13 protein-coding genes are annotated in these 11,636 nt (G+C 66.1%); 8 read left to right on the forward strand and 5 right to left on the reverse strand.

Annotation, left to right across the window (positions count from 1 at the left end):
* Positions 1-4: 4 nt before the first annotated feature.
* The 4 genes from ROV93_RS07480 to ROV93_RS07495 form a co-directional block, all read right to left on the reverse strand.
* Entirely contained in the window at positions 5-247 is a 243-nt protein-coding gene (locus tag ROV93_RS07480) for a SlyX family protein (protein ID WP_180890651.1), read from the reverse strand.
* Positions 240-1,589 carry a UDP-glucose/GDP-mannose dehydrogenase family protein gene (locus ROV93_RS07485; protein WP_072168167.1) on the reverse strand — a complete coding sequence of 450 codons (1,350 nt, stop codon included), beginning with the start codon at positions 1,587-1,589 and terminating at the stop codon, positions 240-242. Before ROV93_RS07485 ends, ROV93_RS07480 begins: the two co-directional genes overlap by 8 nt.
* A 23-nt stretch (positions 1,590-1,612) precedes the next feature.
* The gene (locus tag ROV93_RS07490; RefSeq protein WP_014037761.1) at positions 1,613-2,590 is read right to left on the reverse strand and encodes an FKBP-type peptidyl-prolyl cis-trans isomerase; all 978 of its coding nucleotides are present in this window, start codon (positions 2,588-2,590) and stop codon (positions 1,613-1,615) included.
* A gap of 96 nt (positions 2,591-2,686) precedes the next feature.
* Positions 2,687-3,274, reverse strand: a complete 588-nt coding sequence (locus ROV93_RS07495; protein ID WP_072168168.1) for a glutathione peroxidase — start codon at positions 3,272-3,274, stop codon at positions 2,687-2,689.
* 366 nt (positions 3,275-3,640) lie between these two features.
* Here ROV93_RS07495 and ROV93_RS07500 point away from each other — a divergent pair, with 366 nt between their 5' ends.
* The 7 genes from ROV93_RS07500 (at position 3,641) to ROV93_RS07530 (ending at position 8,218) form a co-directional block, all read left to right on the forward strand.
* Positions 3,641-3,877, forward strand: a complete 237-nt coding sequence (locus ROV93_RS07500) for a hypothetical protein (protein ID WP_072168169.1) — start codon at positions 3,641-3,643, stop codon at positions 3,875-3,877.
* A 2-nt stretch (positions 3,878-3,879) separates the two neighbouring features.
* On the forward strand, positions 3,880-4,239 hold the full coding sequence (locus ROV93_RS07505) for a GntR family transcriptional regulator (protein ID WP_005417481.1): 360 nt from the start codon (positions 3,880-3,882) through the stop codon (positions 4,237-4,239).
* Positions 4,239-5,114: an ABC transporter ATP-binding protein gene (locus ROV93_RS07510; protein WP_005417484.1), complete on the forward strand. Its 876-nt coding sequence runs from the start codon at positions 4,239-4,241 to the stop codon at positions 5,112-5,114. Before ROV93_RS07505 ends, ROV93_RS07510 begins: the two co-directional genes overlap by 1 nt.
* The gene (locus ROV93_RS07515; RefSeq protein WP_312539099.1) at positions 5,111-6,139 is read left to right on the forward strand and encodes an ABC-2 transporter permease; all 1,029 of its coding nucleotides are present in this window, start codon (positions 5,111-5,113) and stop codon (positions 6,137-6,139) included. The genes ROV93_RS07510 and ROV93_RS07515 overlap by 4 nt, the downstream gene beginning before the upstream one ends.
* A 25-nt stretch (positions 6,140-6,164) precedes the next feature.
* Positions 6,165-7,052, forward strand: a complete 888-nt coding sequence (locus ROV93_RS07520; protein WP_072168170.1) for a DUF2807 domain-containing protein — start codon at positions 6,165-6,167, stop codon at positions 7,050-7,052.
* A 28-nt stretch (positions 7,053-7,080) separates the two neighbouring features.
* Positions 7,081-7,686: a hypothetical protein gene (locus ROV93_RS07525; RefSeq protein ID WP_072168171.1), complete on the forward strand. Its 606-nt coding sequence runs from the start codon at positions 7,081-7,083 to the stop codon at positions 7,684-7,686.
* Positions 7,687-7,792: 106 nt separating this feature from the next.
* Positions 7,793-8,218 (forward strand): hypothetical protein, encoded by a 426-nt coding sequence (locus tag ROV93_RS07530; protein WP_072168172.1) that lies wholly within the window; start codon positions 7,793-7,795, stop codon positions 8,216-8,218.
* A gap of 71 nt (positions 8,219-8,289) precedes the next feature.
* Here the strand turns inward: ROV93_RS07530 and ROV93_RS07535 are convergent, their stop codons facing one another.
* Positions 8,290-9,717, reverse strand: a complete 1,428-nt coding sequence (locus ROV93_RS07535) for a class II fumarate hydratase (RefSeq protein WP_072168173.1) — start codon at positions 9,715-9,717, stop codon at positions 8,290-8,292.
* A 292-nt stretch (positions 9,718-10,009) separates the two neighbouring features.
* On the opposite strand from ROV93_RS07535, the gene purB reads away from it, so the two are divergent.
* Positions 10,010-11,377, forward strand: a complete 1,368-nt coding sequence (purB, locus tag ROV93_RS07540; RefSeq protein WP_072168174.1) for an adenylosuccinate lyase — start codon at positions 10,010-10,012, stop codon at positions 11,375-11,377.
* Positions 11,378-11,636 lie beyond the last annotated feature (259 nt).

Raw genomic sequence — 11,636 nt, forward strand, 5'->3', positions numbered from 1 at the left:
CGGATCAGTAGTGCGGCGGCGGCGGTTCGCTCGCCGGATCGGAAGAATTCAGCGCGTTGCGGACCTTGCCCAGGTCTTCCAGCAGCACGCGCAGCACGTCGGCGTTGCGCATGCCCTGTATGCGGGCATCGGCCAGCGCATCGCTCAGTTCGGCCAGCGCCTGTTCCTGGAAGGACACGCGCATTTCCAGTTCGACCAGGCGCGCTTCCAGCGCCTGCTCGCGTTCGGTTGGCAGCAGATCAGACATGCAGCGAGCGCCCCCGGCCAATGCCGTAGTACGCCAGGCCCGCCGCTTCCATATCCGCCGGCTCGTACAGGTTGCGGCCGTCGAACACCACCGCGTCCTTCAACTGCTCGCGCAGCGTCTGGAAATCAGGGCTGCGGAACTGCTTCCACTCGGTCACCACGACCAGTGCATCGGCCCCCTGCAGCGCCTCGTCGGCACTGCTGCAGAACACCAGATCATCGCGCTCGCCGAAGATGCGCTGCGACTCGTGCATCGCTTCCGGATCGTAGGCACGTACCGTCGCGCCGCCTTCCCACAGCTGCGCCAGCAGGCGACGGCTGGAAGCTTCGCGCATGTCATCGGTGTTCGGCTTGAACGCCAGGCCCCACACGGCAAAGGTCTTGCCACGCACACCTTCGTCTTCACCCTTGTCGTAATGACGCTGGATGAGGGCGAACAGATGGCCCTTCTGCGCATCGTTGACCGCTTCCACGGCGTTCAGCAGCTTCGGCTCCAGGCCGGCCTGCTGCGCGGTGCGGGCCAGCGCCTGCACATCCTTGGGGAAGCACGAGCCGCCGTAACCGGCGCCCGGGTAGATGAAATGCCAGCCGATGCGCGGATCCGAGCCGATGCCCTGGCGGACCTGCTCGACATCGGCGCCGACACGTTCGGCGATGTTGGCGATTTCGTTCATGAACGAGATCTTGGTCGCCAGCATCGCGTTGGCGGCGTACTTGGTCAGCTCCGCCGAACGTACGTCCATTTCCACCACGCGGTCGTGGTTGCGGTTGAACGGCGCGTACAGGCGCCGCATTACCGCCACCGACTCGGCGCTGGTCGCGCCGATGATGATGCGATCCGGGCGCATGCAGTCGGCGACAGCATCGCCTTCCTTCAGGAATTCCGGGTTGGACACCACATCGAAGGCGATGTCCGCGCCACGTGCCGCCAACTCTGCGGCAATGGCGGCACGCACCTTGTCGGCGGTGCCCACCGGCACCGTCGACTTGTTGACCACCACGGTCGGCACGCTCATGTGCCGGCCGATGGTGCGGGCCACAGCCAGCACGTACTGCAGATCGGCACTGCCATCCTCGTCCGGCGGCGTGCCAACGGCGATGAACACGACCTGGCCGTGGCCGATCGCGGCCGCGGCATCGGTGGTGAACGCCAGCCGCGACGCGGCGTGGTTGGCCTTCACCATCGGCTCCAGGCCCGGCTCATAGATCGGGATGATGCCCTGGTTGAGGCCATCGACCTTGGCCTGGTCGATATCGACGCAGACCACCTGGTGGCCGACGTCGGCCAGGCAGGTACCGGTCACCAGCCCTACATAACCGGTACCGAAAATCGCAACGCGCATGTCCGTGCAGGCTCCGTGGTCGCTTACGGCAGGACGCCCAGCAGCTCGACGTCGAAGGTCAGAGTCGCATTCGGGCCGATCGGGCCACCCGGGGTGCCGTTCTCACCGTAAGCCAGCTCACCCGGGATCCAGAAGCGGTACTTCGACCCGACCGGCATCAGCGCGACGCCTTCGGTCCAGCCCTTGATCACCTGGTCCAGGCCGAACTCGGCCGGCTGGCGACCATAGGAGCTGTCAAACACGGTGCCGTTGAGCAGCTTGCCTTCGTAGTTCACGCGCACCTTGCTGCTCGGCAGCGGGCGCTCGCCGCTACCCGGGCGGATGATCTGGTACTGCAGGCCCGACGGGGTGGTGACGACGCCCGGCTGGGTCTTGTTCTTGGCCAGGAACGCGTTGCCTTCCTCGCGGTTGGTCTGTGCGGCTGCGGCGGCCTTGGCCTGCATCTCGGCCTGCTTGCTGCCCATGAAGGCCTGGATGGTGGCGGTCGCGTCAGCTTCCGTCATCTTCGGCTGGCCCTTGCTCAGGCCTGTGCTGATCGCGTCAAACAGCGAGGCGACATCAATGTCGTCCTTCAGCTGTGCCAGCGACGGGCCGACCGAGTACGAACCGATCATCTGCGACACTTTGACGCGATCGACCTTCGGCGGCTGCGAACCCGGCGCCATGCCCGGCACCTGCTGGCCACTGCGGGCCATCACCACCTGGCGCAACGCGGCATCGGTGGCCTTGGCCTGTTCCTGGGTGATCTGCGGCTGCAGGCCTTCGAACGAACGCTCCACGGCAGTGCGCAGCGCGGCCACATCGATCTCATCGGCGATCGGGGTGAACGACTTGGCGACATCAAGGCCGATGGCGTAGCCGAGCTTCTGCTTGGGGGAATTCAAGGTTGCGGTCTCCTTGGCGGCTGCGGGGGCAGCCGGTTGTTGCGACAGAGCGACACCCGAAGTGCCCATCGCCAGAATCAGAACCGACGCCGCGGCGCCGCGCATTCCCATCTTCATTCGCTGCATTCCTGGAAGTGTCTGGGCGCCGACGTCGGCGCGAAAAGAAACATTGTCGCACGCATGCCGTCGATGTCGAGGCATCCGTGCCGGATATCAATGCGTGGCGGCTGCGGCCAGCGCCTTGTCGATGGCGGCGGTCAGCTGCGGATCGTCCGGCGTTACCTTGCTGGCGAACTGGGCAATGACCTTGCCATCGCGGCCGACCAGGTACTTGTGGAAGTTCCAGCCCGGCGCCACGCCGGTGGCCGCGGTCAGCCTCTGGTACAGCGGCGTCGCCTGTGCACCGACGACATGCACCTTCTCGAACATCGGGAACCTGACGCCATAGGTGAGCGTGCAGAAATCCTGGATCTGCTTTTCGTCACCGGGCTCCTGGCCCTTGAAATCGTTGGACGGGAAACCGAGCACGGCAAAGCCGCGGCCGGCATATCGCTTCTGCAGCGCCTCCAGGCCTTCGTACTGAGGGGTATAGCCGCACTTGCTTGCGGTATTGACCACCAGCAGTACCTGCCCGTGGTAGCGCTGCTGCAGGTTGACCTGCTGCTTGCTCGCGAGTGGGCGGTACTCCAGGTCCAGCAGATCGGCCGCCAGCACATGGGCGGAACCGGCCAGGCCGGCCACCAGCAGGGTCAGCAGGGACAGGCCGCGCAGGCGGCGCGGGATAACGGTCGGCAGGTGCATCGAGAGCGGTCCGCGGTAGCCATTCACAGGGCCGGCCGGTAGCGGCCGGGAATCGGCCGAACTATAGCACCGCCCCGCCCCCCCCCTTGTTGCGGCAAGCGCCTGCGGCTTTGCGCAGCGTGGCGTCTTTCCGCTGGCCTTACCAGCGACGGCGCAGTGATGACATAGCATGGACAACACTGAATGGAAGGCGGAACTGGATCAGCCCCTACATCAAATTTATTTCCCTTTCCAATCAAATGGATAAGTGAATATTTCAGCAATTTGACCACCCCTGCCATCAGTTGGGGACGGCAGGGGCTTGCACCCAGGCGTGCCGGTGTTATAGTTGCATACAACACCAGTCACCTGAGACAGGGGGAAGCCATGAACGCCCGCATCCGTCGCAACCTCACCGCCCCCGCGGCCGCTGCTGTTTCGACCCTGATCGTGCTGGCCTGGCTGGCCACGCCCACCACCCCCGCCTCTCCCGACAGTGCGCAGGATGCAAACGCTGCACCGGCCGGGAACGCCGCTTCCTCCCCCTCTCCCCCGCGTCGGCTGCACAGCTCCCTGTCCATGCCGTATTTCTCGTTCGCCCAGCCGCTGACCCCACGGAGCTGAATATGAGCGACATCCAGTGGAGCGACGGCGCTCCCATCTACCGTCAATTGAAGGAGCGCGTGATCGCCATGATGCTCGACGGAATCCTGAAGCCGGGCGATGCCCTGCCTTCGGTGCGCCAGGTGGCCGCCGACTATCAACTCAACCCCATCACCGTTTCGCGCGCCTACCAGGAACTGGCCGATGAAGGCCTGGTCGAGAAGCGCCGCGGCCTGGGCATGTTCATGACCGAGCAGGCGGCCACGCAGCTGCGCAGCAGCGAGCGCGAGCGCTTCCTCAACGAAGAATGGCCCGCGGTGCTGGAGCGCATCCAGCGCCTGGGCCTGAGCCTCGACGAATTGCTGCCCCAGGGGAACGTCTGATGAACAGCACTGCAAGCGAACCCGTCATCACCGCGCGAGGCCTGCGCAAGGCCTACAGGACCACGGTAGCCCTCGACAACGCCAGCTTCAGCATTCCGAGCGGGCGCATCGTCGGCCTGATCGGTCCCAACGGCGCCGGCAAGACCACCGCACTGAAGGCCATCCTCGGCCTCACCTCGGTGGAAGGCGACCTGAGCGTGCTCGGCCGCGATCCGCGACTGCATCGCGACGAGCTGATGAATGACATCTGCTTCATCGCCGACGTCGCCGTGCTGCCGCGCTGGCTGAAGGTGCGCGAGGCGATCGACTTCGTCGCCGGCGTCCACCCGCGCTTCGACCGCGCCCGCTGCGAGCGCTTCCTGGCCAATACCAAGCTGCAACCGAAGCAGCGCGTGCGCGAACTGTCCAAGGGCATGATCGTGCAGCTGCACCTGGCGCTGGTGATGGCCATCGACGCCCGCATCCTGGTCCTGGACGAGCCCACTCTCGGCCTGGACATCCTCTATCGCAAGGAGTTCTACCAGCGCCTGCTGGAGGACTATTTCGACGAACAGAAGACCATCATCGTCACCACCCATCAGGTGGAAGAGATCGAGCACATCCTCAGCGACGTCATGTTCATCCGTGATGGCCGCATCGTGCTCGACGCGGACATGGACGATGTCGGCCAGCGCTACACCGAGCTGCTGGTCAACGCCGACCAGCTGGAGACCGCGCGTGCGCTGAAGCCGATCGACGAGCGCAGCCTGGCGTTCGGCAAGACCGTGATGCTGTTCGATGGCGTGCCGCGCACCCAGCTCTCCACCCTTGGCGAGACCCGCAGCCCGGGCCTGGCCGATCTGTTCGTCGCCATCATGAAGGGGACCTACGCATGAATGCCGTCAACCACCCCGTCAGCCCGATGGGCACCCTGCGCTGGCTGCTCAAGCGCGAGTACTGGGAGAACCGTGGCGGTTTCCTGTATGCACCGCTGATCGCCGGCCTGATCTCGCTGGTGATGAGCACCATCGGCATCGCCTTCGGCCTGTTCGCCCTGTACCGGGCCGCACGTGATGGTGGCCTGCACATCGACGGCGAAGACGTGAACATCAACGGCCTGGACCTGGCCCTGCTGACCCGCGACATCAGTGCCAAGGACCTGGCTGACCTTGGCAACGGCCTCGACCTGACCCTGGTGCTCAGCTCGGCCTGGCCGTTCCTGGTACTGGCCTTCGTGGTGTTTTTCTACTGCCTGGGTGCCCTGTACGACGACCGCCGCGACCGCAGCATCCTGTTCTGGAAGTCACTGCCGCTGTCGGATACCCAGACCGTGTTGTCCAAGGTGATCAGCGCACTGATCGTGGCCCCACTGATCGCGGTGATCGCCGGCATCATCACCATGTTCGGCTTCATGCTGGTGATCAGCATCGTCGCGCTGATGCACGGCGGCAGCCCGATGACCCTGATCTGGGGCCCGGCCAGCCCGCTGACCCTGGCCGCCGGCCACTTGGCCTGGATCCCGGTCTACGCCCTGTGGGCCCTGCCCACCGCCGGCTGGTTGCTGCTGTGCTCGGCCTGGGCCCGCAGCAAGCCGTTCCTGTGGGCGGTGATGCTGCCGCTGTTCGCCGGCGTCATCGTCAGCACCACCAAGGTGATGCCGCTGATCGGCCTGACCACGGGCTGGTTCTGGCAGAACATCGTTGGCCGGCTGCTGCTGGGCGGCGTACCGGGCACGGACCTGGTGTATCGCCTCAGCGCCGAGGAAGGCACGCGCCGCGACCTCGAATCGGTGGTCAGCCTGATGTCGCCGGCCTCGCAGCTGAAATCACTGGCGATGCCGGAACTGTGGATCGGTGCTGCCGTCGGCGCCGTGTTCATTGTCCTTGCCATCCGTCTGCGCAAGCGCGCCGGCGAGATCTGATTCCATCCACCCGGAGGCACCACCCATGCGTTCCCTGCTCGCCTGTTCTGCATTGTTGCTGTTGCCGCTGTCGGCGCTGGCCGCCGATGCTCCGAACTGCAAGTTCACCGCTGCCCGCGCGCTGAAGCTGGACGTGGCCGGTGCCAAAGCGGTGGTGTTCGAGGTCAACCAGCATGACCTGAAGGTGGTCGCCAGCCCCGGCGGTGGCCAGTTGGATGGCCGTGCCTGTGCGTCCAGCCAGGAATGGCTGGAGCAGCTGGTACTGGACCAGCGCAAGGTGGGCGACAAGCTGGTGGTGAGTCTGCGCCGCGAGGGCCGTGACAGCGGCATCAGCTTGGGCAGCAGTTATGCCTGGCTGGACATCCGTGGCAGCGTGCCGGACAACCTTCCGCTGCAGTTCAAGGTCGGCTCCGGCGATGCCAGCGTGGACAACGCGCAGTCGCTGAGCGTGGATGTCGGCTCCGGTGATGCCATCGTGCGTGGCACCCGCGGCAGCATCCATGCAGCGGTGGGTTCGGGCGACCTGGACATTGACGGCGGCAGTTCGCTGAACCTGCTCTCGCTGGGTTCCGGCGACGTCAAGGTGCGCAACATCGGTGGCGATGCGGTCACCGGCACTGTCGGTTCGGGTGACCTGAAGATCAGCGATGTCCGCGGCAACGCACGACTGGACACGGTCGGTTCCGGCGACATCGGGTTCAAGCGCGTGCAAGGCAACGTCGAGGTCGGTGTGGTCGGCTCGGGCGATGTTGATCTGTCCGACATCGGCGGCAATGTGCATGTGCGCAGTCACGGCTCGGGGGACATCCAGGTCGATGGCGTGCGCGGCAGCCTGACCGTCGACCACAGCGGCAGCGGCGATGTCGGCCACCGCAACGTCAGCGGCACCGTCACCCTGCCCCGTAAAAAGTAACCGCTACGGACCGATCGAGGAAACTGCCATGAATCTGCTGCGCGTGCTGCCTGCCACCCTGCTGTGCCTGCCGCTGATCGCCTGCGGCGGCACGTCCTCCACGCCTGATACCACCGTCGGCAAAAGCGTGGCCGACGCGACCAGCGGGGTCGGCCAGACTGTCAAGGAGGCCATGGACGATGCCCGCAAGGACATCACTCAGGGCAACATCAAGATCTCGGCCGACAAGCAGCCGCGTGCCGAGATCACCCCGGATGGCCACCTGCTGATCGACGGCAAGGACGTGCCGGCCAACGAAACCCAGCGCCAACGGCTGCTGGAATATCGCGGCCACGTCGTCGCCATTGCAATGGACGGCATGGATGTCGGCCTGGCTGGCGCCAAGCTCGGTGCCAGCGCTGCCGGCGAAGCGCTGAAGGGCATTTTCAGCGGCGACAGCGAAGGCATCGAGAAGCGGATCAACGCCGAGGCCGAGAAGATCGAGGCCCAGGCCAAGCGCATCTGCAACCGCATGCCGGCGATGCTGGCCAGCCAGCAGGCACTGGCGCGCGAGCTGCCGGCGTTCAAGCCCTACGCAACGATGGACCAGAGTGACGTCGACGACTGCGGCAAGGACACCGTGGTCCGGCGCTAGGCCTGTGACAGATCAGCGCACCCGGCCGGCCGCGGCGCCCCGCTGCCGGCCGTAGCGTGCCGACCGGCTTACAATGGCGGCCCCGGACGCCCCCGAACCGAATGCCATGAAGAAGTTGTTCCTGCTGCTGGCCGCCCTGCTCTGCCTGGGCCTGGTCGGCTGTGACAAGGATTACCGCAACCACCGCGCCGAGCGCGGCAAGCCCAAGATTTCCGTCAGCGAAGGCATGGTGACCGTGCGTCGCCCGCCGGCACCGAACATCATCATCCTCGGCGATGGCACGATGAAGGTGGACGAGATCCAGATCCCGCTGGACCAAGGGCAGAAGCAGATGCTGCAGACGATGTTCGGCAGGCTGCAGGTGCTGCGCCAGAACACCCTGGTCGCCGCCCCGGCCGATCCCAACATGCAACCGGTGAAGATCCAGCCGCCGGAGAGCATGGAAGTGATTCCGGCGGACCTGATCCAGCGCATCCCCGAGTTCAAGGATTACACCGACACGTTCGGCAACATCGTCGCCGACCGTCGCTGAAGCAGAAACGCCGCCCCAGGGCGGCGTTCCTGCGTGTGGTGGGTGCGGACCTTGGTCCGCACGCCGTTCGATCAACCGCCCCCGCCACCGCCCCCCGCCTGGATGCCACCGGCAGTCAGCGCGACCGGGTCCAGCAGGCGGCGCAGCTCGGCTTCGTCCAGGCCGCTGTCCTCCAGCGCGACGTCCAACACCGGGCGCTGTTCCTTGTAGGCACGCTTGGCAATGGCCGCGGCCTTCTCGTAGCCGATGATCGGGTTCAGTGCAGTAACCAGGATCGGATTGCGCGCCAGCGCTTCGGCCACGCGGTCCTCGCGCACCTTCAGCCCGGCGATCGCGCTGTCGGCCAGCAGCCGCGACACATTCGCGAGCAGGCCGATGCCATCGAGCAGGTTCACCGCGATCAGTGGCAGGGTGACGTTGAGCTGGAAGTTGCCGGTCTGTCCGGCCACGGTGATTGCCGTGTGGTGGCCGATCACCTGCGCGCAGGCCATCACGGTCGCTTCCGGAATCACCGGGTTGACCTTGCCCGGCATGATCGAGCTGCCCGGCTGCAGTGCCGGCAGTTCGATCTCGCCCAGCCCGGCCAGCGGACCGGCATTCATCCAGCGAAGATCATTGGCGATCTTGATCAACGCCACCGCCAGTGCATTGAGCTGGCCGGACAACTCCACTGCATCGTCCTGCGCGGCCAGGCCTTCGAACTTGTTCTCGGCGCTGTCGAACTTGAAACCGGTCTGTTGCTTCAGTGCCTTGGCTACCTGCGCGCCAAAACGCGGGTCGGCGTTGATGCCGGTGCCGATGGCGGTGCCACCCAGCGGCAGGCGGCGCACGCGCTTGAGGCTGTCTTCGATGCGCTCCTGCGCCGAGGCCAGCTGCGCCGACCATGCGCCGAACTCCTGCTCGAAGGTCAGTGGCATCGCGTCCATCAGGTGGGTACGGCCGGTCTTGACCACCTTGCGCAGGCTGCGGCCCTTCTTGTCGAGGGTCTTGCGCAGGTGCACCAGCGCCGGCAGCAGCTGTTCGTGCGTCGCCAGCACCGCCGACACGCGCAGCGCGGTCGGGATCACGTCGTTGGAGCTCTGCCCCTGGTTGACGTGGTCATTGGGATGCACGGTGGTCTTGCCCGCCTTGCCGGCACGGTTGGCCAAGGTGGCGATGACCTCATTGGCATTCATGTTCGACGACGTGCCCGAACCGGTCTGGTAGACGTCGATCGGGAAGTGCGCGTCCCAGTTGCCGGCGGCCACTTCGGCAGCAGCGGTCTGGATGGCCTTGGCCACGTTCTTCGGCAGGTGGCCCAGCTCGGCGTTGACGCCGGCGGCAGCGCCCTTGACCAGGCCCAGGGCACGGATGAAACCGCGCGGCATGCGCTGGCCCGACACCGGGAAATTCTGCACGGCACGCTGGGTCTGGGCGCCCCACAGGGCGTCGGCAGGCACCTGCAGCTCGCCCATGCTGTCGTGTTCGATTCTGAAACCCTTGCTTGCAGCTTTGCTCATTGCTTCAACTCCGCACTACTTCAGTTGGGGAAAGGGAAGCGGCGGCTGGCAGGGTGTCGCTTCCCGGGCTGGCGGCTGCGCCAACGATACTCCCTTGCCCGCAGCGTGGGATGATGAGGACGGGCCAGAACGTTCCGTCCGCAGGGCCGTGTTGTAGAGCCGAGCCCATGCTCGGCTTCCCGCAGGGCGCCGGATTCTCCGAAGCAGCCGAGCGTGGGCTCGGCTCTACAGGGCACGCCCCGCCGGCACGTCGTAGAATATCGGCCCCGCCGCTCGTCCCAGCCCTGCCGACATGTCCGATTCCGCCCTGCTCGCCCTGTCCCCGCTCGATGGCCGCTATGCCGGCAAGGTCGACGCGCTGCGCCCGATCTTCTCCGAATACGGCCTGATCAAGGCCCGCATCACGGTCGAGGTGGAATGGCTGCTGGCGCTGGCCGCCGAACCGGGCATCGTCGAACTGGCGCCGTTCTCCGACGCCGCCGTCGCCCGCCTGCGCGACCTGGCCGCCCGCTTCAGCCCGGCCCAGGCCGCGCGCGTGAAGGAGATCGAGCGCACCACCAACCATGACGTCAAGGCGGTGGAGTACTTCATCAAGGAACAGCTGAAGGACGACGCCGAGCTGGCTCCGGCGCTGGAATTCGTGCATTTCGCCTGCACCAGCGAAGACATCAACAACCTCAGCTACGGACTGATGCTGGAACAGGCCCGCCGCGAGGTGCTGCTGCCGACCCTGGACGGCATCGCCAGCACCCTGCGCACCTTGGCCCACGCCCAGGCCGGCCAGCCGATGCTGTCGCGCACCCACGGCCAGACCGCCTCGCCGACCACGCTGGGCAAGGAGCTGGCCAACGTGGTCGCACGCCTGGAGCGCCAGCGCCGGCAGATCGCCGCGGTCGAACTGACCGGCAAGATCAACGGTGCGGTCGGCAACTACAACGCCCACATCGCCAGCTACCCGGACGTGGACTGGCCGGCCTTCGCCGAGCGCTTCGTGACCGGCCTGGGCCTGGTATTCAACCCGTACACCACGCAGATCGAGCCGCACGACAACATCGCCGAGATCGGCGATGCGGCGCGTCGCGCCAATATCATCCTGATCGACCTGGCCCGCGACATCTGGGGCTACATCTCGCTGGGCTACTTCAAGCAGCGCCTGAAGGAAGGCGAAGTCGGCTCGTCGACGATGCCGCACAAGGTCAATCCGATCGATTTCGAGAACGCGGAAGGCAACTTCGGTATCGCCAACGCGCTGTTCGAGCACTTCAGCGCGAAGCTGCCGATCAGCCGCTGGCAGCGTGACCTGACCGATTCCACCGTGCTGCGTGCACTGGGCACCGCGTTCGGCCACAGCCAGGTGGCGCTGGATTCGCTGGCCAAGGGCCTGGGCAAGCTGGAAGTGAACCCGCAGCGCTTGGATGCCGATCTGGACGCGGCCTGGGAAGTGCTGGCCGAGGCCGTGCAGACGGTGATGCGCCGCCATGGCCTGCCGAACCCGTACGAGCAGCTGAAGGCGCTGACCCGCGGCCAGGGCATCACGGCCGAGTCGATGCGTGCGTTCGTGCAGGGGCTGGAGCTGCCGGCGGATGCGAAGCAGCGTCTGCTGGACATGACCCCGGGCAGCTACACCGGTCTGGCCGAGGCGCTGGCGAAGAAGATCTAAGGGGTTTGCTTGCGGCGGCGGCCGCGTGCGCTGCCTGCGGCAGGCAACATCAACGTCAAGAGCGGCTCTGGATTGCTGCTGGCTGGGCGGGGCAGGTTGGGTTCGCGGGGGACGCCGTGGATCCGTCCGTGGAGGCTTAGCCGCGCCATCCATGGCGCGGATACCCCCCTCGAACCCAACCCGCCCCACCTCTGACAGATTCCCGGTGACGGATCGAAGAGCATTGGGTTATCGGGACGGAATTTGAGAGAGGGACGCG

The organism is Stenotrophomonas maltophilia group sp. msm4, assembly GCF_032025605.1.
GTDB classification, from domain to species: domain Bacteria; phylum Pseudomonadota; class Gammaproteobacteria; order Xanthomonadales; family Xanthomonadaceae; genus Stenotrophomonas; species Stenotrophomonas sepilia.